This is a genomic window from Acinetobacter sp. FY731, from assembly GCF_059515905.1.
In genome coordinates this window covers 12,149-37,931 of record NZ_JCAKNB010000005.1, presented here as the reverse complement: position 1 = coordinate 37,931, position 25,783 = coordinate 12,149, and the positions used below count along the sequence as shown (strand labels likewise).

The following is a 25,783-nucleotide window of genomic DNA, read 5'->3' as shown; positions in this document are numbered from 1 at the left end:
TTTTTTACTGATATTTATCTTAAAGTGCAGCTTTAATTCTTTCAGCAAGCGCTTTAATTTTATCTTGATCACCCATTTGAAGTGCATGTTTGCCAAGTTCATGAACAGAGCTTGGAATTAAATGGAAATGAACATGTGGAACAGTTTGACCAGCTGCAGTACCTGACAGTTGCATAAGGACAATACCTTTAGCATCTAAGCCTTTTTCAATGGCTTTTGCAATTTTTTGTACTGTTTGGATGGTATAAGCTGCTGTTTCAGGTTCTAAATCTAACAAAGTGACTGCTGGTGATTTAGGAATAACCAATGTGTGACCATCTGCTTGAGGCATAATATCCATAAATGCAAGAACTTGTTCATCTTCATAAACTTTAATAGCAGGTAGTTCACCACGAAGAATTTTTGCAAAAATGTTTTGGTCATCGTAAGCCATGAGGACTCCTTGATTGAATATTGCGAATGTAATTATTTACATTTCAATTCTTTCTGACGATCCTTTATGGCGTCAAGCTTTCTTTGCTCTGCATCAGAAAATTTTGGCTTATCTGTAAAACAATCAGCATTATTGTTAAAGCGTGATTTTGCTTCAGGATCTTTAAAACAGAAACCTTTAGACGCATAAATAATATCTGAATCATTTTTCAGTTTTGCACATTCTTGTTCAGAAGCAAAAGCAGTATTTACCCCAATTAAAGTTGTAAGGCTTGCTATGGCAGCAATAGTTAACTTTCTCATAAGAGTATCCTAGGTAATTGCTTATCATTAATACACATCAAAATAATACGTACGATGTGTATTAATCAATGGCATGAATTTAGCTAATTGTAATTTTACTCCATGATTCATACAACTTTATTGCAGCAGAAAAATCGGCATCAGTGTCAGCCATTAAGTTTGCTGTTTGTATGAGATTTTGAGTTAAGCTCAAAAGTGGAGTAGGTAATTTAACATCTTGGGCTAAATTTAAAGCAATACTTGTATCTTTTGCAAGCAATGGTAAGGCAAAAGTTAAAGGAAAGCTTCTATTTAAGATACGCTGTGGTAATACATTTTCAGTAACACCGCTTTTCCCACTAGAAGCATTAATACAGTCGAGTGCTTCTGTTAAATCTACACCATGTGCTTTTAGTGTTGTGAATCCTTCAGCAACAGACCATAAGTTAACAGCCAAGAGCATATTATTTACAGCTTTTACAGCAAAACCCGCACCCGATGTACCTACGTGTTTAATGAGCTTACCAAATGCTTGAATTGCAGGTAGCGCTTGGTTAAAAGCATTTATATCTCCACCAACCATTACCGTAAGGGTGGCATTTTCTGCACCAATAGTTTGTCCGCTCACAGGTGCATCTAAGAAAGTTACATTTTGTTTTTCGAGTTGTTCTGCAAGTTGCTTCGCAGATTCGGGTACGCCACTGGTGCAATCGACCCAAATTGAACCTGCTTTTAATTGAGTACGTGCAATTAACTCTTCAACATCTTTACTTGTAGGTAAGCATGAAAAAATAATATCTGCCTGAACAGCTTGTTGTAAGTCTACTGCTCGGGTGCCATATTCAATTTCATGTTGCTTGGCTTTTTCGAAGTTTCTGTTCCAAACATAAACTGTGTCGAAATGTTTAGGAAGATGTGCCGCCATTCTGTAGCCCATAGCACCTAAACCAATAAATGCAACTGATTGAATCATGATGTTTCCCTATAACTTTGTAGACCTAAGTGCGAGCCAGTTTGATAGTACGGGCCAAAATTGTTCAGCACTTTTCTGACTAGACATTAACCCTAAATGTCCGCCTGGGATAAGAGTAAACGTGACATCTTGACTGTTTGTCAATTCAATTAAAGGCTTGGCTGCTTCTGCCGAAACAATTTGATCGTTGTCTCCTGCGCCAACAAAGAGAGAGCAGTCTATATTTTTTAATTCGATGAGCTTATTCGCTAATTGTATATGTCCATATTTGAGTGGGTTTTTCAGCCAAAGATTTAAAACCATGTCTTTGTTTACGCCACCAGGATAATCAATCATGTGATTTAAAAAATGAGACATAGTGGCATGTTCACTTATAAATAGAGTGTTATCTAATTTTTTAAACAGTTGAATTTTGCTGTCTATCCAAGATTTTGGGTTAATCAGTTTAAATCCAATTGAATTGATAATACCTGGTGTATGAATATATGGTGTTGCAATATTTTCGTTAGCAATAAAGTGTTTAAGCGTTGATTTTTTATTGATGAATGTGCGGCTGTATTTAAAAAGTTTCCCAATTTTGCCAGATGCATGTGAGTTAATAGGGCTGCCCAAAACAATCAAATTTTTAACAAATTTTGGTTGGTGAAGCGCCGTATAAAGCGTGACAAATGTCCCACCCATGCTCCATCCGTGTAGTGAAATTTGCTGAGAGTTTGCATGTGTTTGAATGCGTTTAATGCAATGTGGGATTAAATCATCAATAAAATATAAAAAATTAAGTGCATGATGACTAGAATTGAAGCGATCCCATTGTAATAGGTAAATATCAAAACCTTGATTTTGAAAGTAGTGAATTAAAGATCTGTATGGATGTAAGTCATAAATTGCAGTATTGACTGCTAAAGGTGGAATAAATATCAAAGGTTCTTTGTGTTTTTTATTCGAAGATGCGTAATAACGAATAAGAGTATTTTTATAAGTATCAATAATTTCATAAGGTGTTTGTTCAGATTGAACCAAAGATTCTCGTCGAAATACTCGAATAGATAAATTTCTTAATTTTTTACTTGGATTTTCAAGAATTAATTTTAATGGTTTCATATAAAAATCTATCACAAGCGTTGCCGATTTGAACGAAGACTAAACAATATTTCAATATTATACCTTGACCATAAATGCCTTAGACGCTCAAAATGTTGGCAATTGTTTACAAAGGCAGTCCAAAGACTGAATAATTGAAATGAGCCAACAAGACGACAGTCAATACCAATTAGAAACTTTAGCAATTCGCACAGGGCATAACCGTACCGCAGAAGGTGAACATAGTGAACCCATTTTCTTAACTTCATCTTTTGTATGTGATAGCGCAGCGGATGCTGCTGCTAAGTTCTCGGGTGAAATTGAAGGTAATACATATTCACGTTATACCAACCCAACGGTTCAAGCTTTTGAAAAGCGTTTAGCTGTTTTAGATGGTGCAGAAGCTGCTGTAGCAACAAGTTCAGGTATGGCTGGTGTACATGCTGTGACTTTGGCGTACTTAAAGTCTGGTGATCATGTTGTATGTTCGCGAGCAGTATTTGGTTCAATTCTTTCTTTGTTTGAAAAATATGTCATTAAGTTTGGCGTAGAAGTGACATTTGTAGATTTAGGTGATTTAGACGCATGGAAACAAGCAATTCGTCCAAATACACGTTTATTATTTATTGAAACACCATCTAACCCATTGGCTCAAGTGGGTGATTTACAAGCTATTGCTGATATTGCCCATGCGCATGGTGCTTTATTTGCAGTAGATAATACCTTCTGTACACCTGTATTACAGCGTCCAATTCAATTTGGCGCAGATCTTGTGATTTATTCATCAACAAAATACATCGATGGTCAAGGTCGTGCATTGGGTGGTGCTGTAGTGGGTAGCGCTAAACTTATGGAAGAAATTACAGGTGTTATTCGTACATTAGGTAATTCTTTAAGCCCATTTAATGCATGGATTTTCTTAAAAGGTTTAGAAACATTAAGCCTGCGTATGAAAGCGCATTGTGCAAGTGCACAAATATTGGCAGAGTGGTTAGATGCACATCCTAACGTAGAAAAAGTATATTACGCAGGTTTACCACATCATCCAGGGCATGAATTGGCGAAAAAACAGCAGTCAGGTTTTGGTGGTGTTGTATCTTTTGTCGTGAAAGGCGAGCGTACAGGTGCATGGACAGTGATTGATAATACACATTTCTTATCTATTACAAGTAATTTAGGTGATACAAAATCTACAATTACGCATCCTGCAACAACATCTCACGGCAGAATGTCTGCTGAGGCAAAAGTTGCAGCTGGAATTAGTGAAGGTTTAATTCGCGTATCTGTTGGTTTGGAAGATATTAATGATATTATTGCCGACATTCGTCGTGGTTTAGATTTAATTTAAGATTTGTTCGGAGTTTTTTATGAACGTAAATATGTTAATGCAGCAAGCTCAACGCATGCAAAAAGAAGTCGCGAACAACATGAAAAAGGCAAAAGAAGAACTTGCCCAAACTGAAGTTCATGCAGAAGCAGGCGGCGGCTTAGTGAAAGTAACAATGACTTGTCGTAATGTCGTAAAACGTATCGAGATTAATCCTGAACTTCTTCAAGATGATCCAGATATGATTGAAGACTTAATTGCTGCTGCAATGAATGATGCTGCGCGTCAAGCAGAAGCTGTTTCTGAAGAAAAAATGAAAGCTGCAAATTCTGGCATGGGTTTACCACCAGGTTTAGCGGGCTTGTTCTAAGGAATCGCATTAGTGTTTAGTGATCGTTTTGATCAACTTGTACAAGCACTGCGTATTTTGCCAAGCGTTGGGCCAAAATCGGCTCAGCGTATGGCATTACACCTCATTATGAAAAATAAAGAGGGTGCTGTTGGTTTAGCACATGCGCTGAATGAGGCGACAAGTTATATTCATGAATGCACCATTTGTCATTCTTTAACAGAAGATGAAGTCTGCAATATTTGCGTATCTCATGAAAGAGATGAGCACTTATTATGTGTGGTGGAATCACCTGCAGATGTGATGGCAATAGAGCAAAGTGGCAGTTTTAGAGGAAAATATCATGTTTTGGGGGGGCATTTATCTCCATTAGATGGTATAGGGCCTGATGAAATTGGTATTCCTTACTTGGTTCAACGCTTAAGCGATGGCAAAGTAAAAGAAGTGATTCTTGCAACAAATGCAACGGTTGAAGGTCAGGCTACAGCGCATTATTTGGTCGAAGCGACAAAGTATTTGCCTATACATGTAACACGTATTGCGCAAGGTGTGCCACAAGGTGGTGAGCTTGAATATGTCGATAGCCATACACTGAGTCAAGCTGTTCATAATCGGATGCAAATGAAATAAGCTTTACGAAGTTTATTTCATTAATTATAAAATATACTGATTGGTATAAAATATGTTTTTATTAATAGTTTTAAAGTATTAATCAAATAATAAAATGTGAATATTCACAGTAAATGACAATAAAAATACGATTATTTCCACGTTTTCATATAGCTAAATCATATTTATTGTTTACAATAGGATAAAGAGAATCTTTAATCATATCTCGTCGTTATGTTTCAATTTATTCAACAACAAAAAGACTTTGAAAATGTTTTAGCATTAATGAGTCGATACAATACTTATGGACTTGATACTGAGTTTATTAAAGTAGATACCCTGTGGCCAAAACTTGGTGTTTTTCAAATAAATGTAGATGGTCAAGTTTATCTACTTGATGGAACAGCATTAGAGCTGTCTGACTTTTGGGATAAATTATTTAACGCAAAACAAAATATCTTCCATGCTTGTAGTGAAGATATCGATTTAATTTATCATTATGCGCAAAATAAAAACTTAACAAATGTATTTGATACTCAAGTGGGGCTATCTTTTTTAGGTCATGGTCTGCAAGTAAGTTATCAAAATGCATTAAAAACAGTTTTAGATATTGATATTGATAAAGATCAAACACGTTCAGACTGGTTGGCAAGACCTCTCACAACTGAGCAGTTGAACTATGCTGCTAATGATGTGCTTTATATTATGCAACTTTCAGAGAAAATTCAGGCTGAACTTTCAGCTAAAAATATTCTTTCATTTGCGTTAGAAGATTGTTGTAATTTGACCAAAGAAATTGGTACAGAAGTACCAACAGAGCTACTTTATGCTGAAGTTGGTAATTATAGACATTCACGCCGTCAGCTTATGCAATTACAGCATTTAGCGGTTTGGCGCGAGCAAATGGCGAAAGCATTGAATCAACCACGTAGTTTTATTTTGAAAAATGCGACAATGATTGATTTGGTAGAAAGCAATCCAAAAAACAACTTTTTATTGTCAAATATTAAGCAAATTCGTCCAAATATTATTCGTGAATATGGTAAAACAATTATCGATTTATTGAGGTTTTTACCGCCACAAGAAGAATGGCCTTTACGTATGGCACGTCCAATTCGTCATTCTTCTAAAGAAGTTTCAGATAAGTTAGATGCTATTATTGATCAAGTATCTTTAGAAACAACAATTCCAAAAGAAGTGTTGTTACGTAAAAAATGGTTCAATGCACTGTATCAACACATTGTATTTAAAAGTGATGAACAAGACCTTCCAGACTATTTACTGGGTTGGCGATATGATTTATTAACGAAACCATTAATAAATGCGCTTCATAATGATGTCGACTATTTATCAACTCAAATGAAAGTTTCTGTATAAAATACATACAAACCGTTCAAACTTATGTCATTTATACAAAATCTAGACTGATGCGTTAATAATCGTTAATGTTTCGGTCTTTTTTTTGTTGTATGCTTTATTGTGCGTTAAAAGAGTATTAATTCGAATATGTTGTGTTCAATCTACAAATCTAGCAAAAAAGATGAGATGTATCTTTATATTGCCCGTCCTGAAGTAAGCGAAAACGAAGCTGAAACTACAGATCCTTTAGAAGTTTTGCCTGAAGCAATGCGTACAGCATTTGGTCGTGCAACTTTTGTTATGGATTTAGAGTTAAGTGAATCTCGTAAACTTGCACGCGTAAATGTTTTGCATGTGATGGATTCCATTGAAACAAAAGGTTTCTTTATTCAAGTGCCGCCAGAAGGATTAATCAATCCAAATGCTGCTGCACCTGAAGGCTTGCGTGGTGCTTAATTTAATTCAGGAGTTGTGCCGTGGATAATTTTCTTTCAATGTTGGACGCAATTCCTGAAGAATCAATTGCTATTACTGTGTACTTACTCGGTAGTGTACTTGTTTTGGCGTGTTGGTATGGTATTGCAATACGACTACCTAAAATTTTAGGTGGTTTGAGTTGGATTGTGGTGTTTGCAGTATTGCTGACACCAACAGCATCGGATGGTAATAATGCCTCTATTGCGCCTGCATTTTTTGGTGTTGTTTTTGGGGTATTAACCAAAGACACGCCTTTAATTTTATTAAATGCCTCTCTTATTTTGTTTGTGATTGGTTTGGGAGCTGTTATTGGTTATTTATGGACTAAATACAGTGCAAACAAAGCAGGCATTGAAAAGAGTACAAAAAGTTCGCCACTTTAAATTAAAAAAAATAAGGTTTAGTCATGTCGGTTGATACGCAACAATTTTCGGGTACAGATCAATATATTGCTACAGATAGCTTAAAACTTGCTGTTAAAGCTGCACGTAGTTTGCAAAAGCCACTTTTAGTTAAAGGTGAACCAGGAACGGGTAAAACTTTGCTTGCAGAGCAAGTTGCATCGAGCCTTGGTTTAAAGCTAATGACTTGGCATATTAAGTCGACAACCAAAGCACAGCAAGGTTTATACGAATACGATGCTGTTTCACGTTTACGTGATAGTCAGTTGGGTGATGATCGTGTTTACGATATTAAAAACTACATTAAGCCGGGCAAACTTTGGGAAGCTTTTACTAGTGAAGAGCGTTGTGTTTTATTAATTGATGAAATTGATAAAGCAGATATTGAGTTTCCGAACGATTTGTTGCATGAACTCGATAAAATGTCTTTCTTTGTTTATGAAACAGGGGAAACCATTACAGCGACTCAGCGGCCAATTGTAATTATTACTTCAAATAATGAAAAAGAATTGCCAGATGCATTCTTGCGTCGTTGTTTCTTTCACTACATTGAGTTTCCAAATGAAGAAACAATGCGTGAAATTATTGATGTACATTTCAATAATATTTCAGCGACATTGGTCAATGAAGCTTTACAAATTTTCTTTCAATTGCGTAAAGTTCCGGGTTTGAAGAAACCACCTTCGACTTCAGAATTAATTGATTGGTTAAGTTTGTTAATGGCAGATGATATGCCTGAAGATGTACTTCGCAATGCAGATAAAACGAAGGCAATTCCACCACTTTATGGTGCACTTATTAAGAATGAACAAGATGTTCAATTGCTTGAGCGTTTAGCATTTATGGCAAGACGTTAAGCGTTTTAGTTTTGAAAAACCCACGTTTAGCGTGGGTTTTTTGTGGTTTTATCTAGAAGAGATTATTTATTAGTAGGAGATTAGGGTTGAATAATACTCAGAGAGTTCATCTGGTAAGCCTATAGTAATATCTTCGAATGGTTGAAATATATCTCTAGAATTATACGCATCTTTAACCTGCATGTAGGACTCGATATAGCCTAGAATAGGATTTGGTTCAGCTAATAATTTGTAAACTTGTTTGGTCGAGTTCATATATTTATCTATTTGCTTTAAATGTATTTCAGAGTTTTTTAATTTTGGATTGATGTGTGATTCGTAACGCTTTACTAATCCAGAAAGGTCATCTATATCATCTAAAATATTGTTGACTAAAAATTGATATTTTAGTGAGAATTCGTCACCATTATTTAGACCTGTGAGAGGGGATGGTGATTGAGTTCGTAAAAATAATAATGAAGCATCAATATTTCTCTTCATTTTACGACTTAATAAATATGTATCTTTTTGTTCAATTGATATTTTTTCTAAAATAATTGGCTTTCGCCAATCGTTATATAGTAATGAGGCAATATAAGCCGCTATTAATGTTGCAAATGCACCTATAAAGCTACCAATTAAAGTTAATGAGCTTAGTATAGGGGTTGGATTTTTTTGACATCCAAGATAAATAATAGAAAAAACAGTAGTAATAATTGTGATAGCAATTGTAGCAGCGAATACATTGCAGACTTTTAGTTTGATGTTAGAAAAATTTATCCCCGAATTAATATTTTAGGTTTATCTTTTATATCAAAAAGTTATATAAAATGTTTGGTAGGTATTTAAAACTTCATGTCTAAATTAATTTATCATTTTATTTGAGTTAACTTCTCAATTAATTCATTCCTGATGAATACTTTTGTGCATTCATTTGATTGAGCATAATTCATTAAATGCTCGATGGTCTCACTAGATATATGGTCTAAAATATTCTTCTGTGCCAACAGAAGTAAAGATTCCAGAACATGATCGACCAGTTCTTTAGAGAAAAAGGGTTTTGTGGTAATGCGAATTAATGCACGCAAGGCTTCTTTATAAAAATGATATTGCACACCATATTTTGAAATTTGATAATTTAATCCATAGTGATAAACATTTTCTTCATAACAATATTCGGTATTTATAGGTTCTATGCAAAGTTGTTCACTTAATAATGCAATTTTATAAGCCAAGAAAAAGTGCTGATTTTCTGAATATAAAAGACTAGCTTCATATAATAATTCAGCTTTTGTTGGGTGGTTATTCCAACCTAAAAGCCAAGTGTTAATTGCATTGGCATGATCATTTAATTCTTTATAGATCATACCTAAATGCTTATAAGCTAAATATTCTTCATTAAAATCGAAAGAAATATCTTTTAGCTCTATACGCTTTTTAAACCATTCAACGGCTTTTTTAGGCTCTCCATGACTATAGTAAGATGTTGCACAATAATAAGCATAACGTGCTTTTAAAAATGAAGTGTTTGATTGCTCTAAAAAAGATTGTTCAAGTAAAAGGGCATCATTTAAATATTTGTTGGGATCTTGGCTGCGGTCACCAAAATGACCAATCTGAATATAATAATCACCATCAATATTTGTTTTTGTATAGTTCTTTTTAGTGATTATAAATGATTCATGGATAACGCTAATCCAGTGCCCAATATTATTTCTAACTAAGCTGTTTCGATAATAAAAGAAACCAGAGTTGTGTGCACTTTTATACTTTAAAGAATAAACATCTGCTGTTAATTTTTTAGGTAAACTTATTTGATTAATAAATCGATCATCTGCATCAAAAAATAAAATATAGTCACTTTTATTTAGACAATACTGTAAAGCGATATTTCGATTGTGCTCAAAATTAATCCACTTATTTGAATGAATTTCATGGTTAAGATTATTTTGTTCAAAATAGTCTTTCATTACTGAAATAGTGTGATCTGTTGAGCCAGTATCACTGATAATAAATAAATCAATATTGATATTCTTTCTTATATTGTCAAAAGCATCTGTAATAATTTTACTTTCATTTTTAACGATCATGTTTAAGCATATAGTTGTCATACTTATCCAGTTTGATATTGGTGATTAGTTTTTATAAAAATGAGTTATTGAGTTTTTTATAGTGTAGCTGATAGAAAATGTATTTATAAAGTTTTTAGACAATAAAAAGCCCCATGGTTAGGGGCTAGTCGTATTTAGAATCTAAGTCTAAATACTGTAAGAGGCTCATCTCATACTAAGTCTATTAAAACATAGAATGAGAGAAAAAGCATTATGCAGACATGGCATCTATGCTTAATTCTTTTACACTTGGTTTAGCTTTTTCAGTATTAATTCCAAGTTTTTTAAATAAAATTTTGTCTTTACCTTCACCTGCATTTGGTGTGGTTAATAATTTCTCACCTGAAAATAGAGAGTTTGCACCTGCCATAAATGCAAGTGCTTGATCTGAGTCAGACATAGACTCACGACCTGCAGATAAACGAATATAACTTTTTGGCATAATAATACGTGCTACAGCAATACTACGAATCCACTCAGTTACATCAAGTTTTTCAACTTCTGCTAAAGGCGTTCCTTCAATAGGAACAAGCATGTTAATAGGCACAGATTCGGGGTGAATAGGGAGAGTAGCAAGTTCATGCAATAAGCCAACACGATCATTCTGATGTTCGCCTAAACCTAAAATACCGCCACTGCATACTTTCATACCCGAATTGCGTACAAAATCAATGGTGGTTAATCGATCATCGAAGGTACGTGTGCTAATAATATTTGAATAATATTCACGAGATGTATCTAAGTTGTGATTGTAATAATCTAGACCTGCATCTTTTAAGCGTTCTGCTTGAGATTGGTTTAGCATACCAAGCGTCATACACGTTTCTAAGCCTAATGCTTTCACTTCTTTAACCATTTCGAGAACGTAAGGCATATCGCGTTCGTGTGGATTACGCCATGCAGCCCCCATGCAGAAACGGGTAGAACCTGCATCTAATGCTTGTTTTGCCTCTTCAATAACTTTAGTAACAGCAATACGTTTTTCAGCTTCAAGTTTTGAATCGTAATGTGCAGATTGAGAGCAATATTTGCAATCTTCAGGGCATTTACCTGTTTTGATTGAAAGTAGGGTGCTGACCTGAACCGTATTTGCAGGAAAATGCTGACGATGCACTTGTTGTGCTTGAAAGACCAAATCTAGAAAAGGTTGGTTGTATAAATCTTGAATTTCGTCACGCGTCCAATCATTACGAATCATTATTAAAGTCCATGATTAATTAATCTACAAATATCATAGCAAGATTTGAACCAATAAAAAGGCAATATAGACCAAGTTTGATAGTATCTATCGATGGTGAAACTAAATATTAGAAAAAAGATAAATGTTAAAATACTTACAAAATTAGTGTATTTTTCGCCTAATTGCTTACAAAGTTATTTTTCTTTAATTTTAATTTTGCTGTGATTGTGATTGTATGTTTCGCATATATTGCAAACTTAGCTTTTAAGTGGAAAGGTGGTTTTATTCTTATAGTTTTTGAATATCGATGAATAAAAAATCAAATATTGTGTTGCTTTGTTTGCTGTTCTTGAATTGCCCAATCAATATGGACTTGCACAATATCATCATGCTGTAGTTTACTTTTTTCTAAACTATCGATAATTGCTTGATTAAATGGTGCGTTACCTAAGCCAATTGCAATATTTCGCATAAAACTTTGATAGCCTGTTCTACGTAACGGACTACCTTCAGTTTTAGCTAAAAAGGTTGCTTCATCCCACTGCCATAAATCAAGAAGAGATACTTGATCTAAGCCGTGTCTTGGGTAAAAGTCTTCAATAGGTGTTGTTTTTGCAAAGCCATTCCATGGGCAGATGAGTTGGCAATCATCACATCCAAATACGCGGTTGCCTATGCCACGGCGTAATTCTTCTGGAATAATGCCCTGATACTCAATCGTGAGGTAAGCAATACATTTGCGTGCATCAAGCATATAAGGTTCTACAATGGCTTGAGTTGGGCAAATATCAATACATGCAGTACAAGAACCACAATGTTTTGTAGTGGGCGAATCAAAGGGTAAATCGAGCGATGTAAACAATTCACCTAAAACAAAAAATGAGCCTGATTTTTTATGAATAAGAAGAGTATGTTTACCTGTCCATCCCATTCCAGCATTTTCAGCTAAAGATTTTTCAAAGATAGGCGCAGAATCTGCAAAAGGACGAGATTCAAAATCTCCCACTTTTTCACGAATGCGAGAAGCTAAAGTTTTTAAGCGACCCCGCATGGTTTTATGATAATCACGTCCACGTGCATAGCGCGCGATAATGGCAGAGTTTGGTTCATTGGGTACATAACGAGGCTTTGGTGATTCAACCAAATAGTTCATACGCACACAAATGATGCTTTTGGTATTCGGGACTAAGAGTATTGGATTGGCACGTTTCTCTAAATTTTCTGCTAAAAAGTGCATATCTGCATGATAACCACGATCTAAATATTCTTGTAAACGTGGTAATTCTTCTTGAGCATCTGGACGTGCAATGACACAATCAGCAAAGCCGAGTTCTAAAGCTTGAGCTTTAATCCACGCCTTAAGCGCTTCAGGATCCTGTTGATTGACAGGAATTTTTTGACTGGCTGTGGATGATGTCATAATGAAATAAGAAGGAATAACAATGCATCAGCAAGTTTATCATAGCTACGATATACAAGCATGGGAACAGCGTTGGTTTGCTCATCAAAATAGTTCTTATGGCTTAATGCAACAAGTTGCTTGGTTAATTTCACAGCGTCTTATGTCATTGTTTAATCACCATCAAGTTTCAAGTGTTGCTGTGTGTTGTGGGCAGGGGAATAATGCAGGCGATGGTTATTTGGTTGCTAAATATTTAAAACTCCAAGGAATTGATGTTGATATTTATGCTGCTGAATTAGGTGATTCACAAGATTTACATCGTGCATATAAAGAAGCAAAAGAAGAGAAGATTAAAATAATATCAGATTTTAGTTTTCAACATAAATATGACTGTTTTGTAGATGCTTTATTTGGTATTGGATTAAACCGTCAATTAGATGAAAAATGGCAAAAAGTGATTCATAGCATTAATGCTCAAAATGCTCTTAAAATTGCAATTGATATTCCTAGTGGTTTGCAAGCCAATACAGGTCAGCCTTTACCTAATGCTATTAAGGTAGATCATACATTTACAGTATTAGGCTTAAAAGCAGGGTTATTTACAGGAAAAGCTAAGGAATATGCAGGTGAAATAGATACTATTTCTCTTATTCCTTTAGATTCAAAAATTCATCCAATTGCTCAACTAGCATCAACCAATATCCATTTACCTGCACGCAAAGCTTTTGGGCATAAAGGCAGTTATGGTCATGTTTTAGTTGTGGGTGGGCATGCTGAAATGGGCGGTGCTGTTATTATGGCGGCTGAATCTGCCTTTGCGGTAGGTGCAGGAAAAGTGACAGTAGTTTGTGATGTACGGCATCATGTGGCTATTTTGGCACGATCACCTAATATTATGCTTAAAGATATAAATAGCCTAAGTATTATTGAGATTAAAAATTTACTTAGCCAAATTGATGCTGTTTGTTTTGGCATGGGTTTGGGGCGTGATGAATGGGCTAAAAATCAATATAATTTGTGGTTTGATTTACTTTTGAAATCAAATTTAGACATTGTATTAGATGCCGATGCTTTGTGGTTTTTGGCGGAAAATCCACAACAGGTGAATGATAAAGTTTTTTTAACGCCACATCCTGGCGAAGCTGCAAAACTTTTAAATTGCCAGGTTTTAGATATTGAAAAAGATCGAATAAAAGCCATTCATTCACTAAAAGAAAAATATAGTGGACAATGGTTGCTTAAAGGCTCAGGGAGTCTAATTTTAGAAAACAATAAACTCTGGATTTGTACTGCTGGAAATTCGGGCATGGGAACAGGTGGAATGGGGGATGTTTTATCGGGAATGGCTGCAAGTTTAAAAGCACAGTTTGATAGTGAAATTACCTTACATGAAATTGTAACTTTGCATGCCATTGCAGGGGATCGTTTAGCTGAAAATGGAATGTGTGGTATTCAGGCGTTTAATATGCCTAAGGCAATTTATGAAACGATAAATCGAAAAGTTAATACAAAGTAATTACATTGTAATCTAAATTTTATGGCGTGAAGAATAATGGATAAGTATGCGATTGTTTTGTTGGTGGTTTTGTTGTGTATTGCACTGATTATGTATACACAAATGGATGGAGACTCCTCCAAAAGCCAATCATTTAAACAAATTATTCAAAACAATTTTCCTCAATTTTCTGTAATTGAGCGAAATGGAACAATGATGATCTGTGAGATTGATCATCGAAATGAGCTAGATGAACTGGTTTTTATCCGTATAGATTCTAATCAGCAAAAAAATATTCGCTTTAGTGGCAGAATACTGATCGCCACTTATCCTAAGCAACCCTCTATACGAGAAATGAAAAAAGATTTTGCACAACATTTAAAGTTATAAGTGCTCATAAATTTAGAAGCTGGAGTTATTCAATACCTAGTTTTAACTTTTCTGAATTTACTTTGGATTTAAAAGCTTCAAAGACTTCCCCTTGTTGGCTTAATAATCCCTTTGTTTTGATAAGTGATTCAGTTTCTCCATTGGCGGTTCGTATTTTTATAGTTGCCTCTTGAGCACTGATAATTCGGTCAATAATGTCGTAATGTGCATAATGATTTTGCATACTTAACTTATTACTACCATCTAAATTTTCACTTAATATTGTTCCTTTTTCAGTATTTAAAATAATTTCTTGTCCATCAATAAGAATAGATGCGGAGCTAATATTGACATGTGATTGTGCAACATGACTTCTTAATTGTAATTTTTTAGGTTCACTAGAATTCCATTTAGGGGTGACAACAGCACACATTTTTTTCAAACAGGCATTTTTTTTAGGCTCTATAAAGACAACAGTATTTACGCCATATTTTACAATTTGTGGAGCTTCATAATTTTGAAGATAAATTCCAGAATGAGCATAATTTGAAACGATGAAAGGCGTTGAAAGCAGTGCTAATAAAAAGAGATGTTTCATTTTATTTATCCTGACAGATTCAATTTTATTTTTATGTTTGAATGTTTATGCTATCAGGTTTTAATCTCTATAAATTATTACTTTATTTTTCAAGAATTCTTACCTTCATGTATTCATAAATGAAGGCAATTTTATGTGACGTAAGATTATCTACGGCGGCTAGAGCTTCTACTTCGACCACGTGCCATTCCGCCAAGAGCATTTAAAACTGCAAGTTTACTCATGCTGCCAGAGGCATGTGCGTGACAAATTGCAGCAGCTAAAGCATCGGCAGCATCGGCTTGAGGTTTAATACTTAAATCGAGAAGTTTCATCACCATCATTTGAACTTGTTCTTTATCTGCAGCGCCATAACCAACGACAGATTGCTTGATTTGGCGTGCTGTATATTCCGCAACTTTTAAATCCAAATTGGTAAGGGCGGCAATGGCAGCCCCTCTAGCTTGACCTAGTTTTAAAGCGGAATCTGGGTTTTGTGCCATAAAAACTTGTTCTACAGCTGCTTCGGTAGGACCATGGAATTTAACAATACGATCAATTCCAGCAAAAATTCGCTTTAATCGCTCAGGCATTTCTGTTGTTTCAGTACGAATTGTTCCTGCATCAATAAAGCGGAGCTTTGAACCTTCATGTTCAATAATACCGTAGCCTGTAAGGCGAGAACCCGGGTCAATACCAATAATTAATGCCATGAATTTATAAGGATAATATAAGGATGTAATATGAATATTATAATAAGGGCAATGAATATGGTATGTATTTTCATAAAAGCTTGAAGTAAAGAATAATTCTTGAGCTGATCTGAACCCTTTGCCGCTTTAAATATTAGATTTTTTAAATTATTTTAAAAAAATAGGTCATGATTTAATTTAAACCCTTTAAAAATTTTAGAATGCCCATATTGTTATAAAAACGCATCAAAAAAGCTTGATAGTAGTTAAGCAGTTGATCGGTAAACTTTATTTATTTTATTGAGATCAGATTAATTTTCATGAAATTATTTCTTATTGTATTAGCAGGCTTAATTCTAGAAGTTTTGGTATGGATTGGCGTAGGTGACCTAGTTGGCAGTATGTGGTATGTCTTCTTCTGGTTTGTTGCTGCATTTTTTATTGGCTTGAATATGATCCGTAAATATTCAGCTGGTGTAATGCCACAGATGCAACAAATGCAAATGGGGCAGATGGGCGCAGATCCTGCTTTAACAGGAAATTTACCTAAAATTATTGCTGGTTTTTTATTGATGATTCCAGGTTTAATTACAGATGTGATAGCTGTACTTATTTTAATTCCTGGTGTGCAAAATATCTTTAAGCAAGCGATGATGAACGCCATGATGAAACGTCAACAAGCCATGATGAATAAAATGATGGGTGGCATGATGGGCGATATGAATGGTATGGGCGGTGCTCAAGGTCAAAATCCTTTTGCAGATATGATGCGCCAGATGCAAGATATGCAGAATCATCAAGGTGGTCATGATTCTACAATTATTGAAGGTGAGGCGCGTGAAGTTACACCTGATGCAAAAAAAATTGGTATGAAAGATGTTAAAGATGTAAACAATTTCAAAGATGTTAATTAATTGTAAGTAGAAAGTTTATAATACTTAATGTATATGAAAGCCCAGCTTAGCAAAGTTGGGTTTTTTTTTAGTCCTAGACAGAGCTTGGCATTAATAATTTTTGGTTTAATCACACTATTTTAAAAAATTATAATTAATTAAACGATTGTTGGTACAGCTAGCATTATAATGCTTAGAACCTATTTGCTTTGATAGAAAATGTCTTTATTAATCACGATTTGCTTACTGCACTTTATTGCTCAATTAAGTCCAGGTCCCGATGTTTTACTTATTGCAAAAAGTGCAGCATCTACAACACGTACAAATACATTAAAAATTATTTTAGGTATTTCTTTGGGTATTGTTGTTTGGGTAGTTTTAACATTACTCGGCTTTACAGTATTAATACAACAGTTTCCATGGATTCAACAGGTTTTAATGTTTGTGGGGAGTTTGTTTTTAGCAAAAATGGGCTGGGCGATGTTGCGAGGTGGTTTAAAGTTACTTAAAGAAAAAGTACAAATAACAGAAGAGATGGTTGTAGAAAAGAAGAAAGAAAATTACTTTTTATTGGGACTGTTTACGAATCTTGCGAATCCTAAAACATTAATTTATTTTAGTAGTGTATTTTCCTTAGCATTAAGTGTAAATGCTGGAGCGCATTTAAAAGCTCAATTGGCTTTCATTATTCCTATTCAAACCTTTATTACATTTGTAATCTTAATGATGATTGTGTCGCAACCTAAAATTAAAGATGCTTATCAGCGAGCGGGTGCATATATCGATGTATTATCCGGCTGTTTATTTTTAATATTTGCAATTGTGCTGTGCTATGAAACCTTTGCTATGTTTTAATCACTTTTTTGCTTAGATTTCAAATGCTCTAAAGATGGGGGAGCAATGGTTTCCTCTTTTTTTTGCGTATTCCCATATGTATTTGGCTGTAATGTTGTTTCAGTGTTTTCTGAGCCGAGGTATTTGCGACTTCGATTTGCTCTTTCTCTTAAACCACCTTTCTTAATTAACTGAATCATATTTAGCTCCTTTACAGTGGTGGATTGTACACCTAAATTCTAAACTGACATATTTGTGTTGTTATGTAAAAATTAATAAATGTAACTTGATGATTAATTAGTAATCAAATATTGTTATTGAACACAGCTGGTTAAACTGTGGAATAAAAATAAAAAAAGAAAATAAAGAGAGTGAGGAGGTTCTATGTTATCTACACAGTATCGTTGTGGCTGCTGTAATCAAGCGGTTACGGCGTCAGAAAAAGAATGTCAAAATTGTGGTTCACATAATATTAGAAGCCCTTATGGTTTTTGGATTTTTTGTTCGATAACTTGTTTGGTGCTTGTCGTTATTCTTAAAATGACGCAATTATATTTTACAGATCACAGAGAAATACCAATAACACACAGTATTGTGCAAATCATTAGTGATAAGCACAAATAAATATGAAATAAAAAAGCCTGCATAAATGCAGGCTTTTTTAGAAAATCTAAAGATTAAAGACCAGCAGCAGCTTTTAGTGCTTCAGCTTTATCTGTTTTTTCCCATGTAAATGCAGTATCTGAACCTTCGCGGCCGAAGTGACCGTAAGAAGCAGTTTGTTGATACATTGGTTGAATCAGATCAAGCATACGCGTAATGCCGTATGGGCGTAAATCGAAATGTTCACGAACCAAAGCAATAATCAAATCTTCAGATACTTTAGCAGTATTGAATGTATTGATTGAAATAGAAGTAGGCTCAGCAACACCAATTGCATAAGACACTTGAATTTCACACTTATCAGCAAGACCTGCAGCAACAATATTTTTTGCTACATAACGACCTGCATAAGCAGCAGAACGGTCAACTTTTGATGGATCTTTACCAGAGAATGCACCACCGCCATGACGTGCCATACCACCGTAAGTATCTACAATGATTTTACGACCTGTTAAACCACAATCACCTACAGGGCCACCAATTACGAACATACCTGTTGGGTTGATATGGAATTTAGTCTCTGCATGGAACATTTCAGCAGGAATCACTTTTTTCACAATTTCTTCAATTACAGCTTCTTTTAATTGAGACTGAGTAATAGAAGGATCATGTTGTGTTGAAAGTACAACAGCATCTAAACGTACAGGTTTACCATTTTCGTATGCAAAAGTGACTTGGCTTTTTGCATCTGGACGTAACCAAGAAAGCGTACCTTGTTTACGTAGCTCAGCTTGTTTTTCCATTAAACGGTGTGCGTATGAAATAGGCGCAGGCATAAGTACATCTGTTTCACGACTTGCGTAACCGAACATTAAACCTTGGTCACCAGCACCTTGATCTTCAGGTTTTTGACGATCAACACCTTGAGCAATTTCGGGAGATTGTTTACCAATCATGTTTAGAATGGCACAAGTAGAACCATCAAAGCCAAGATCTGAATGGTGGTAACCAATACCGTTTACAGTATTACGAACAATTGCTTCAAAGTCGACATTCGCAGTTGTTGTGATTTCACCAGCAAGTACTACCGCACCCGTTTTTACAAGCGTCTCACATGCAACACGTGCATATGGGTCTTCTTTTAAGATTGCATCCAGAATTGCATCACTAATTTGGTCAGCCATTTTATCAGGATGGCCTTCGCTTACAGATTCTGAAGTAAATACAGCGTACTCGCGCATAAGTCCTAACACAGTTAAATTCTAAAGTTGCAATATAGTACAACTTCTTTACATTGTGGACTAGTTTAACTTATCGAAAAGTATTTAAATTGATCCAATATTTAATCAATTTAATTGATATTGTAATTTGTAATACTGATAATTGATGGGAATATTGTATTTCTGCGTAATCATTACTTTTATTAATAGGAATAAAGTAAAGTATGCTAAAAAATTTAAAAATGACTTTTATGCTAAAAAATAGGCTGTTTTTTAATCTTTTGTGTATCTAATGGATAAATGTTGTCTATCACACTTTACGCTAGGGTATTTTTTTAAGACAATAGGCCTATCTTTGAATTTATATTCATTTTAACTTATTTAAACGCTATATCTGGATACTACCTATGACAACCCCGCTTAATGAACGTCGTATTGCAAATGCAATTCGTGTATTGGCAATGGATGCTGTGCAAAAAGCAAACTCAGGACATCCTGGCGCTCCAATGGGGATGGCAGATATCGCTGACGTAGTTTGGCGTGAATTTTTAAATCATAATCCATCAAACCCACAATGGGCTAACCGTGACCGTTTCGTATTGTCTAATGGTCATGGTTCAATGCTTCATTATGCATTGTTACATTTGACGGGTTATGATCTTTCTATTGAAGATTTAAAATCTTTCCGTCAATTACACTCTAAAACTCCAGGTCATCCAGAATTAGGCTATGCACCAGGTATTGAAACGACAACTGGTCCTTTAGGTCAAGGTATTGCAAATGCTGTTGGTTTTGCACTTGCTGAAAAAACATTAGCAGCTCAATTCAACAAAGATGATATTAAAGTTGTTGATCATTTCACTTACTGCTTCCTTGGTGATGGTTGCTTAATGGAAGGTGTTTCACATGAAGCATGTTCATTGGCAGGTACTTTAGGTCTTGGTAAACTGGTTGCTTACTATGATGACAACGGTATTTCAATTGATGGTGAAGTAGAAGGTTGGTTCTCTGACGATACAGAACAACGCTTCTTAGCTTACGGTTGGCAAGTTCTTAAAGTTGATGGTCATGATAACGATGCTTTACGTGCTGCAACTTTGGAAGCAAAAGCTGAAACGACTAAACCAACCATCATTATTTGCAAAACAATTATTGGTTTAGGCTCTCCAAACAAACAAGGTAAAGAAGATTGTCACGGTGCTCCATTGGGTAACGATGAAATTTCTTTAACACGTAAAGCACTAGGTTGGGCAGAAGAAGCATTTGAAATTCCTGCTGATATTTATGCAGCATGGGATGCTAAAGAGAAAGGTAAGCATGCAGAAGCTGAATGGGATAAAACATTCGCTGCGTATGCTGAAAAATACCCAACAGAGGCTGCTGAGTTAAAACGCCGTTTATCTGGTGATTTACCTGCTGACTTTGTTGCAACTGCAGATGCTTATATTGCTGAAGTAAATGCAAAAGCAGAAACAATTGCTACACGTAAAGCAAGTCAAAATGCAATTCAAGCATTTGCACCACAACTTCCAGAAATTCTAGGTGGCTCTGCAGACTTAGCAGGTTCTAACCTTACACTTTGGAAAGGTGCTCAAGGCGTTCAGGAAAATGCTGCTGGTAACTACGTTCACTATGGTGTGCGTGAGTTTGGTATGACTGCAATTGCAAATGGTGTTGCACTTCATGGTGGCTTCATTCCTTACGTTGCAACATTCCTTATGTTTATGGAATATGCACGTAATGCAGTACGTATGTCTGCATTAATGAAACAACGCGTAATTCATGTTTATACACACGATTCTATTGGTCTTGGTGAGGATGGTCCAACACATCAACCTGTTGAGCAAATCGCATCTTTACGTGGTACACCAAACTTAAATACATGGCGTCCATGTGACACTGTAGAAGCTTCTATTTCGTGGAAGTCTGCATTGTTACGTTCTGAAGGTCCAACAGCATTAATTTTCTCTCGTCAAAACTTACCATTCCAAACCCGTACAGATGCTCAAATTGCTGATGTTGCGAAAGGTGGTTATGTTCTTGCGAAAGAAAAAGGTGAATTAAAAGCAATTATTATTGCAACAGGTTCGGAAGTTTCACTTGCAATGGAAGCTCATGCACAACTTGAAGGTGTGCGTGTTGTTTCTATGCCGTGTGCTGAAGAATTTGTTAAGCAAGATGCGGCTTACCGTGAAGCTGTTCTACCTGCTGCCATTCGTGCACGTGTAGCTGTTGAAGCTGCACATGTAGATTACTGGTGGAAATTTGTTGGTTTAGATGGTCGCGTAATTGGTATGACAACTTACGGCGAATCTGCACCTGCAAAAGATTTATACCAACACTTCGGTATTACAACTGAAGCTGTAGTTGCCGCTGTAAATGAAATTACTGCTTAATTTTTTAAGCATGAAATAAAAAACCGCCTCAATTGAGGCGGTTTTTTATTTTGGTAATTCATTGACTATTTTATTAGAAAAAGCATCTACATCCATTATTTCATGTTCAGGTTTACCTTTTCCTGCTAAGTCTCTAAACATTTTCCCGAAAGTACCTTGGTTGCCAATACCAATATATTTTTCCGATTTATAATTTGCAAGTTCTACATTGTGGGCTGTAATCGTAGCATTATATTGAAGTTCACCAGAGGCATAATTACCTACAAGTACCTCTTTACCAACTCTAGAAAAACCTTCGCCCATAAATACACGTTTATGATTAATTTCTAAATTTAAATGAATTGGCGTGACTGTGTTTTCATCAGCAAGCATATTTTTTTCTTTTAATTTACTTTCAATTTTTTCTTTATAAAGAGTTGTCATACTTTCCTGATTTAAATATTCAGGTCGTTCCATACGACTTGTTAAATTTACTCTTAAATCATTAATTTTATACAGTCGAGGTTGAATGTTTTCAACCGTTTCAGTGCTTTTATACGGTTTGTAAAATTGAGTTGGCTTAGAGTGAGTTGTCATGCTAATTGATGAAAGAACTAAGGCAGTTGAAAAGATAATTTTTTGATTAAACTTCATTTAAGACTTCTTTTATGTGGTAGTAGAGAAATATTGGCACATTATTGTTGAGTTTATAGTCATTATCTCGTATTTCAAGCGCAGTTTATATCATTTGAAATCATTTGAAATCATTTGAAATCATTTGAAATCATTGAAACACAGAACACGTTGCAGTTTTTATCAATAGGTATATAGTGTCCCCATTCATTCGGTAGTAAATGCTGTTTAAATGCGATAAGTGAGGAAATTATGAGCCTGTATGATCAAATAAATGATGAAATCGTATTAATGGATGCTGGTGAGCAAAAGTGGATTGGGCAAGATTTAGAGCTTGAAGCTATGGTAGCAGTAGAATTAATGCTACAAGATTTGCAAGAAGAGAAAGTTCTGAAAGTACGCCGTAAAAACCATGAAAAGCAAACTGGAAACAAGCTTGTAGATAGAATTTTAGTTGAAAAGCTGTAATGGATCATTCAAAGCCCCAAATTATGGGGCTTTTTATATGTTGATATAAAGGTTTCTCCTCATATTTTATATCGTATAAAAATAATTCAAACTTAATCATCATTTATTTCTTGTCAAAATTTACTTCATTTTTGAAGTGAAGATGACAGGCTCGTCTATGAATCTCGCTTTACTCATAATCGGCATTTAATGATAATACAAAGAGAATTATTGCAAATATGCAATTATAGTTTAGGTTGAATAAAAGGAATAAGCTCATCATGTTTGTAAGATTGTTCTATACATTAAGAAAATATGGTGTGCCTGTTTCAACACGCGAGTTAATAGATTTAAATCAGGCTGTAGCAGAAGGTTTAGTATTTGCGAATCAAGAGGAATTTTATCAACTTGCTAAAACCATAATGATTAAAGATGAACGTTATTTCGATAAATTTGACCGTGCGATGAAAGATTATTTTGATGGTATTTCAACATTCGATTTAGATGATTTGCTTAATCAAGTTCATAAACTCCCAAAAGATTGGTTCGATTTAGAACTGATAGAAAAGCATTTAACGCCTGAACAACGTGAAGAATTGAAAAAAGCAGGCTCACTTGAAGAATTGATGAAAATGCTCGAAGATCGTTTACGCGAGCAACATAAAAAGCATCAAGGTGGTAACAAGATGATTGGCACGGGTGGTACATCACCATTTGGTGCTTATGGGGATCATCCTGAAGGTGTGCGTATTGGTGGACCTGGACGTAAACGCTCTGCTGTAAAAGTATGGGAGCAACGCCAATATCGGAATTTAGATGATGAGCAGATTCTTGGTACACGCCAAATGCAAATGGCATTACGTCGTTTGCGTAAATTTGCCCGTCAAGGTGCAGCCGAAGAGCTTGATATTGATGGCACGATTCGTGAAACTGCAAAGCAGGGTATTTTGGATGTTCAACTTGTCCCTGAGCGTCGCAACCGTATTAAGGTCTTAATGTTGTTTGATATTGGTGGATCTATGGATTCGCATATCGCTCAGTGTGAAAAGTTATTTAGTGCCGCTAAAACAGAATTTAAAACCCTTGAATATTTCTATTTTCATAACTGTTTATATGACTATGTATGGAAAGATAATATTCGTCGATCATCTTCACGTATGAATACATTGGATTTGTTTAATACTTATGGGCGAGATTACCGTGTCATTGTCGTTGGTGATGCAAGTATGGCACCTTATGAACTACAATCTATAGGTGGCTCGGTTGAATATATGAATGATGAAGCAGGGCATGTTTGGCTACAGCGTTTGCGTCAGCATTTTGAAAAAACAGCTTGGTTAAATCCTGAAGAAGAAAGTTATTGGCAATATACACAGACCATTGGACTTATTAAGCAAATTTTTGAAGATAAGATGTATCCAATGACGCTCAAAGGTGTTGAAGATCTAACAAAATATCTTGCCCGCTGATTCCAAACATTTATACGTGGTTTTATCTAGAGTGATTAGAGATTTTCTCAAAATCGTTTTATGATAAAACCACTTTTTTATTGATATACATTGAAAGTTTAAGGATCGTTATGGATCATCAAATTAATGGCATTGCTTTGCCAAATGAAGATGGATTTTTTGGTAATTACGGTGGTCAATTTATTCCGCCTGATTTGAAACAAGCAATGGATGATATTAACGTTGCCTATCAAGAAATTCGGAAAACTCCCGAATTTCAAAATGAATTAAATGAACTATTTGCACATTATGTGGGGCGTCCAAGTCCATTGTTCCATGCAAAGCGTTTATCTGAAAAATTGGGCGGTGCTCAAATTTATCTAAAGCGTGAAGATTTAAACCATACGGGTGCACACAAAATTAACCATTGTTTAGGTGAAGCATTGCTTGCTAAATACATGGGTAAAACGAAAGTGATTGCAGAAACAGGTGCAGGTCAACATGGCGTGGCATTGGCAACAGCGTGTGCACTTGTGGGTATTCCATGTGAAATTCACATGGGGCAAGTAGATATTGAAAAAGAACATCCAAATGTTGTGAAAATGAAAATTTTGGGTGCAAATTTAATTTCTGTAACGCGTGGTACAGCAACTTTAAAAGATGCTGTGGATAGTGCTTTTGATGAATATTTAAAAGATCCGAAAAACTTCATTTATGCGATTGGCTCAGTGGTTGGTCCACATCCTTTCCCAATGATGGTGCGTGATTTCCAATCTATTATTGGTGATGAAATTAAAGTTCAAACCAATGAGCGTTTTGGTGCAAATCCTGACTATGTTGTTGCATGTGTGGGTGGTGGTTCAAATGCAGTTGGTGCATTTACTGCATTTTTGAATGAGCCAAATGTAAAGCTGGTGGGTGTGGAACCCGCTGGTCATGGGCTTGATACAAATATGCATTCAGCGACTTTGACGTTAGGTAAGCCAAGTCAAATTCATGGTATGGCATGTTATGTTCTTGAAGATGAGCAAGGTGAACCTTTACCTGTGCATTCAATTGCATCTGGTTTGGATTATCCTGGTGTGGGGCCTCAGCATAGTTTATTAAAAGATTTAGGTCGTGTTGAATATACAACGGCAACAGATCGGGAATGTTTAGATGCTTTTATGACACTTTCACGTGTAGAAGGTATTGTGCCTGCACTAGAAAGCTCACATGCGGTAGCGTGGGCAATTCGTGAAGCAGGGAAGTTGCCTAAAAATGTAAAAATTGTTGTAAACGTATCGGGTCGTGGTGATAAAGACTCTGACTACGTTGCAGATAAATTGGGTTTGAATTAAGTTTTGACGTTAAAAAGCCCTGAAAGTTTCGGGGCTTTT

General features: G+C 35.4%; 28 protein-coding genes. 15 read left to right on the top strand and 13 right to left on the bottom strand.

Annotated features, from left to right (window positions below; translation table 11 throughout):
* Positions 1-19: 19 nt before the first annotated feature.
* From AC5YC8_RS08230 to AC5YC8_RS08215, 4 genes are all read right to left on the bottom strand, one after another.
* Positions 20-433 carry an HIT family protein gene (locus AC5YC8_RS08230; RefSeq protein ID WP_496118484.1) on the bottom strand — a complete coding sequence of 138 codons (414 nt, stop codon included), beginning with the start codon at positions 431-433 and terminating at the stop codon, positions 20-22.
* A gap of 32 nt (positions 434-465) precedes the next feature.
* A complete protein-coding gene (locus tag AC5YC8_RS08225) occupies positions 466-735 on the bottom strand; it encodes a YARHG domain-containing protein (protein WP_496118485.1) in 270 nt (89 codons plus the stop codon).
* A gap of 79 nt (positions 736-814) precedes the next feature.
* The gene (locus AC5YC8_RS08220; RefSeq protein WP_496164179.1) at positions 815-1,687 is read right to left on the bottom strand and encodes an NAD(P)-dependent oxidoreductase; all 873 of its coding nucleotides are present in this window, start codon (positions 1,685-1,687) and stop codon (positions 815-817) included.
* 9 nt (positions 1,688-1,696) lie between these two features.
* Positions 1,697-2,788, bottom strand: coding sequence for an alpha/beta fold hydrolase (locus AC5YC8_RS08215; protein ID WP_496164178.1), 1,092 nt, complete (start codon positions 2,786-2,788; stop codon positions 1,697-1,699).
* Between the two features lie 139 nt (positions 2,789-2,927).
* Between AC5YC8_RS08215 and AC5YC8_RS08210 the strand changes: the two genes are divergently transcribed.
* The 7 genes from AC5YC8_RS08210 (at position 2,928) to AC5YC8_RS08180 (ending at position 8,146) form a co-directional block, all read left to right on the top strand.
* Positions 2,928-4,115, top strand: coding sequence for an O-succinylhomoserine sulfhydrylase (locus AC5YC8_RS08210; protein ID WP_496118490.1), 1,188 nt, complete (start codon positions 2,928-2,930; stop codon positions 4,113-4,115).
* Positions 4,116-4,134: 19 nt separating this feature from the next.
* On the top strand, positions 4,135-4,464 hold the full coding sequence (locus AC5YC8_RS08205; RefSeq protein WP_154773682.1) for a YbaB/EbfC family nucleoid-associated protein: 330 nt from the start codon (positions 4,135-4,137) through the stop codon (positions 4,462-4,464).
* A 12-nt stretch (positions 4,465-4,476) separates the two neighbouring features.
* Positions 4,477-5,073 carry a recombination mediator RecR gene (gene recR, locus AC5YC8_RS08200; RefSeq protein WP_496164177.1) on the top strand — a complete coding sequence of 199 codons (597 nt, stop codon included), beginning with the start codon at positions 4,477-4,479 and terminating at the stop codon, positions 5,071-5,073.
* A gap of 213 nt (positions 5,074-5,286) precedes the next feature.
* Entirely contained in the window at positions 5,287-6,429 is a 1,143-nt protein-coding gene (locus tag AC5YC8_RS08195; RefSeq protein WP_496164176.1) for a ribonuclease D, read from the top strand.
* Between the two features lie 129 nt (positions 6,430-6,558).
* Complete coding sequence (locus tag AC5YC8_RS08190) at positions 6,559-6,867, top strand: YcgL domain-containing protein (RefSeq protein WP_496118495.1); 309 nt, start codon at positions 6,559-6,561, stop codon at positions 6,865-6,867.
* A gap of 38 nt (positions 6,868-6,905) precedes the next feature.
* Entirely contained in the window at positions 6,906-7,271 is a 366-nt protein-coding gene (locus tag AC5YC8_RS08185) for a hypothetical protein (RefSeq protein WP_496164293.1), read from the top strand.
* Between the two features lie 23 nt (positions 7,272-7,294).
* Complete coding sequence (locus AC5YC8_RS08180) at positions 7,295-8,146, top strand: AAA family ATPase (protein ID WP_496164175.1); 852 nt, start codon at positions 7,295-7,297, stop codon at positions 8,144-8,146.
* A 69-nt stretch (positions 8,147-8,215) separates the two neighbouring features.
* Here the strand turns inward: AC5YC8_RS08180 and AC5YC8_RS08175 are convergent, their stop codons facing one another.
* The 4 genes from AC5YC8_RS08175 to queG form a co-directional block, all read right to left on the bottom strand.
* Positions 8,216-8,626, bottom strand: a complete 411-nt coding sequence (locus tag AC5YC8_RS08175; RefSeq protein WP_496164174.1) for a hypothetical protein — start codon at positions 8,624-8,626, stop codon at positions 8,216-8,218.
* Positions 8,627-8,997: 371 nt separating this feature from the next.
* On the bottom strand, positions 8,998-10,215 hold the full coding sequence (locus AC5YC8_RS08170; protein ID WP_496164173.1) for a tetratricopeptide repeat-containing glycosyltransferase: 1,218 nt from the start codon (positions 10,213-10,215) through the stop codon (positions 8,998-9,000).
* A 232-nt stretch (positions 10,216-10,447) separates the two neighbouring features.
* Complete coding sequence (gene bioB / locus AC5YC8_RS08165) at positions 10,448-11,437, bottom strand: biotin synthase BioB (protein WP_496118554.1); 990 nt, start codon at positions 11,435-11,437, stop codon at positions 10,448-10,450.
* A 298-nt stretch (positions 11,438-11,735) separates the two neighbouring features.
* A complete protein-coding gene (queG, locus tag AC5YC8_RS08160) occupies positions 11,736-12,836 on the bottom strand; it encodes a tRNA epoxyqueuosine(34) reductase QueG (RefSeq protein WP_496164172.1) in 1,101 nt (366 codons plus the stop codon).
* Between the two features lie 22 nt (positions 12,837-12,858).
* Here queG and AC5YC8_RS08155 point away from each other — a divergent pair, with 22 nt between their 5' ends.
* Together AC5YC8_RS08155 and AC5YC8_RS08150 are read left to right on the top strand one after the other, a co-directional pair.
* The gene (locus tag AC5YC8_RS08155) at positions 12,859-14,334 is read left to right on the top strand and encodes an NAD(P)H-hydrate dehydratase (protein WP_496164171.1); all 1,476 of its coding nucleotides are present in this window, start codon (positions 12,859-12,861) and stop codon (positions 14,332-14,334) included.
* Positions 14,335-14,370: 36 nt separating this feature from the next.
* Positions 14,371-14,703: a hypothetical protein gene (locus AC5YC8_RS08150; RefSeq protein WP_496164170.1), complete on the top strand. Its 333-nt coding sequence runs from the start codon at positions 14,371-14,373 to the stop codon at positions 14,701-14,703.
* A 25-nt stretch (positions 14,704-14,728) separates the two neighbouring features.
* On the opposite strand, the gene AC5YC8_RS08145 is transcribed toward AC5YC8_RS08150, so the two are convergent.
* Positions 14,729-15,280: a hypothetical protein gene (locus tag AC5YC8_RS08145; RefSeq protein ID WP_496164169.1), complete on the bottom strand. Its 552-nt coding sequence runs from the start codon at positions 15,278-15,280 to the stop codon at positions 14,729-14,731.
* 146 nt (positions 15,281-15,426) lie between these two features.
* Positions 15,427-15,972, bottom strand: a complete 546-nt coding sequence (ruvC, locus tag AC5YC8_RS08140; RefSeq protein ID WP_496164168.1) for a crossover junction endodeoxyribonuclease RuvC — start codon at positions 15,970-15,972, stop codon at positions 15,427-15,429.
* Between the two features lie 299 nt (positions 15,973-16,271).
* Between ruvC and AC5YC8_RS08135 the strand changes: the two genes are divergently transcribed.
* Both AC5YC8_RS08135 and AC5YC8_RS08130 read left to right on the top strand, forming a co-directional pair.
* Positions 16,272-16,865 (top strand): FxsA family protein, encoded by a 594-nt coding sequence (locus AC5YC8_RS08135; protein ID WP_496118515.1) that lies wholly within the window; start codon positions 16,272-16,274, stop codon positions 16,863-16,865.
* Positions 16,866-17,063: 198 nt separating this feature from the next.
* Positions 17,064-17,699, top strand: coding sequence for a LysE family transporter (locus tag AC5YC8_RS08130; RefSeq protein WP_496164167.1), 636 nt, complete (start codon positions 17,064-17,066; stop codon positions 17,697-17,699).
* On the opposite strand, the gene AC5YC8_RS08125 is transcribed toward AC5YC8_RS08130, so the two are convergent.
* Together AC5YC8_RS08125 and metK are read right to left on the bottom strand one after the other, a co-directional pair.
* Positions 17,696-17,878 carry a hypothetical protein gene (locus tag AC5YC8_RS08125; protein WP_496164166.1) on the bottom strand — a complete coding sequence of 61 codons (183 nt, stop codon included), beginning with the start codon at positions 17,876-17,878 and terminating at the stop codon, positions 17,696-17,698. The genes AC5YC8_RS08130 and AC5YC8_RS08125 overlap by 4 nt on opposite strands.
* 477 nt (positions 17,879-18,355) lie before the next feature.
* Positions 18,356-19,522: a methionine adenosyltransferase gene (gene metK, locus AC5YC8_RS08120; protein WP_496164165.1), complete on the bottom strand. Its 1,167-nt coding sequence runs from the start codon at positions 19,520-19,522 to the stop codon at positions 18,356-18,358.
* A gap of 386 nt (positions 19,523-19,908) precedes the next feature.
* On the opposite strand from metK, the gene tkt reads away from it, so the two are divergent.
* Complete coding sequence (gene tkt / locus AC5YC8_RS08115; RefSeq protein ID WP_496164164.1) at positions 19,909-21,897, top strand: transketolase; 1,989 nt, start codon at positions 19,909-19,911, stop codon at positions 21,895-21,897.
* Positions 21,898-21,942: 45 nt separating this feature from the next.
* Here tkt and AC5YC8_RS08110 read toward each other — a convergent pair whose 3' ends face one another.
* Positions 21,943-22,530, bottom strand: a complete 588-nt coding sequence (locus AC5YC8_RS08110) for a hypothetical protein (RefSeq protein ID WP_496164163.1) — start codon at positions 22,528-22,530, stop codon at positions 21,943-21,945.
* A gap of 231 nt (positions 22,531-22,761) precedes the next feature.
* Between AC5YC8_RS08110 and AC5YC8_RS08105 the strand changes: the two genes are divergently transcribed.
* From AC5YC8_RS08105 to trpB, 3 genes are all read left to right on the top strand, one after another.
* Positions 22,762-22,977, top strand: coding sequence for a hypothetical protein (locus AC5YC8_RS08105; protein ID WP_496118529.1), 216 nt, complete (start codon positions 22,762-22,764; stop codon positions 22,975-22,977).
* Positions 22,978-23,237: 260 nt separating this feature from the next.
* Entirely contained in the window at positions 23,238-24,425 is a 1,188-nt protein-coding gene (locus AC5YC8_RS08100; protein ID WP_496164162.1) for a vWA domain-containing protein, read from the top strand.
* 110 nt (positions 24,426-24,535) lie between these two features.
* Positions 24,536-25,744 carry a tryptophan synthase subunit beta gene (gene trpB / locus AC5YC8_RS08095; RefSeq protein ID WP_496164161.1) on the top strand — a complete coding sequence of 403 codons (1,209 nt, stop codon included), beginning with the start codon at positions 24,536-24,538 and terminating at the stop codon, positions 25,742-25,744.
* Positions 25,745-25,783: the final 39 nt, after the last annotated feature.

What these genes read in the sequence shown, in the direction of transcription:
- AC5YC8_RS08230 (WP_496118484.1), bottom strand. Translation starts at nt 433, where the DNA reads ATGGCTTACGATGACCAAAACATTTTTGCAAAAATTCTTCGTGGTGAA.
- AC5YC8_RS08225 (WP_496118485.1), bottom strand. Translation starts at nt 735, where the DNA reads ATGAGAAAGTTAACTATTGCTGCCATAGCAAGCCTTACAACTTTAATT.
- AC5YC8_RS08220 (WP_496164179.1), bottom strand. Translation starts at nt 1,687, where the DNA reads ATGATTCAATCAGTTGCATTTATTGGTTTAGGTGCTATGGGCTACAGA.
- AC5YC8_RS08215 (WP_496164178.1), bottom strand. Translation starts at nt 2,788, where the DNA reads ATGAAACCATTAAAATTAATTCTTGAAAATCCAAGTAAAAAATTAAGA.
- AC5YC8_RS08210 (WP_496118490.1), top strand. Translation starts at nt 2,928, where the DNA reads ATGAGCCAACAAGACGACAGTCAATACCAATTAGAAACTTTAGCAATT.
- AC5YC8_RS08205 (WP_154773682.1), top strand. Translation starts at nt 4,135, where the DNA reads ATGAACGTAAATATGTTAATGCAGCAAGCTCAACGCATGCAAAAAGAA.
- AC5YC8_RS08195 (WP_496164176.1), top strand. Translation starts at nt 5,287, where the DNA reads ATGTTTCAATTTATTCAACAACAAAAAGACTTTGAAAATGTTTTAGCA.
- AC5YC8_RS08190 (WP_496118495.1), top strand. Translation starts at nt 6,559, where the DNA reads ATGTTGTGTTCAATCTACAAATCTAGCAAAAAAGATGAGATGTATCTT.
- AC5YC8_RS08185 (WP_496164293.1), top strand. Translation starts at nt 6,906, where the DNA reads ATGTTGGACGCAATTCCTGAAGAATCAATTGCTATTACTGTGTACTTA.
- AC5YC8_RS08180 (WP_496164175.1), top strand. Translation starts at nt 7,295, where the DNA reads ATGTCGGTTGATACGCAACAATTTTCGGGTACAGATCAATATATTGCT.
- AC5YC8_RS08175 (WP_496164174.1), bottom strand. Translation starts at nt 8,626, where the DNA reads ATGAAGAGAAATATTGATGCTTCATTATTATTTTTACGAACTCAATCA.
- AC5YC8_RS08170 (WP_496164173.1), bottom strand. Translation starts at nt 10,215, where the DNA reads ATGATCGTTAAAAATGAAAGTAAAATTATTACAGATGCTTTTGACAAT.
- queG (WP_496164172.1), bottom strand. Translation starts at nt 12,836, where the DNA reads ATGACATCATCCACAGCCAGTCAAAAAATTCCTGTCAATCAACAGGAT.
- AC5YC8_RS08155 (WP_496164171.1), top strand. Translation starts at nt 12,859, where the DNA reads ATGCATCAGCAAGTTTATCATAGCTACGATATACAAGCATGGGAACAG.
- AC5YC8_RS08150 (WP_496164170.1), top strand. Translation starts at nt 14,371, where the DNA reads ATGGATAAGTATGCGATTGTTTTGTTGGTGGTTTTGTTGTGTATTGCA.
- AC5YC8_RS08145 (WP_496164169.1), bottom strand. Translation starts at nt 15,280, where the DNA reads ATGAAACATCTCTTTTTATTAGCACTGCTTTCAACGCCTTTCATCGTT.
- ruvC (WP_496164168.1), bottom strand. Translation starts at nt 15,972, where the DNA reads ATGGCATTAATTATTGGTATTGACCCGGGTTCTCGCCTTACAGGCTAC.
- AC5YC8_RS08135 (WP_496118515.1), top strand. Translation starts at nt 16,272, where the DNA reads ATGAAATTATTTCTTATTGTATTAGCAGGCTTAATTCTAGAAGTTTTG.
- AC5YC8_RS08130 (WP_496164167.1), top strand. Translation starts at nt 17,064, where the DNA reads ATGTCTTTATTAATCACGATTTGCTTACTGCACTTTATTGCTCAATTA.
- AC5YC8_RS08125 (WP_496164166.1), bottom strand. Translation starts at nt 17,878, where the DNA reads ATGATTCAGTTAATTAAGAAAGGTGGTTTAAGAGAAAGAGCAAATCGA.
- metK (WP_496164165.1), bottom strand. Translation starts at nt 19,522, where the DNA reads ATGCGCGAGTACGCTGTATTTACTTCAGAATCTGTAAGCGAAGGCCAT.
- tkt (WP_496164164.1), top strand. Translation starts at nt 19,909, where the DNA reads ATGACAACCCCGCTTAATGAACGTCGTATTGCAAATGCAATTCGTGTA.
- AC5YC8_RS08110 (WP_496164163.1), bottom strand. Translation starts at nt 22,530, where the DNA reads ATGAAGTTTAATCAAAAAATTATCTTTTCAACTGCCTTAGTTCTTTCA.
- AC5YC8_RS08105 (WP_496118529.1), top strand. Translation starts at nt 22,762, where the DNA reads ATGAGCCTGTATGATCAAATAAATGATGAAATCGTATTAATGGATGCT.
- AC5YC8_RS08100 (WP_496164162.1), top strand. Translation starts at nt 23,238, where the DNA reads ATGTTTGTAAGATTGTTCTATACATTAAGAAAATATGGTGTGCCTGTT.
- trpB (WP_496164161.1), top strand. Translation starts at nt 24,536, where the DNA reads ATGGATCATCAAATTAATGGCATTGCTTTGCCAAATGAAGATGGATTT.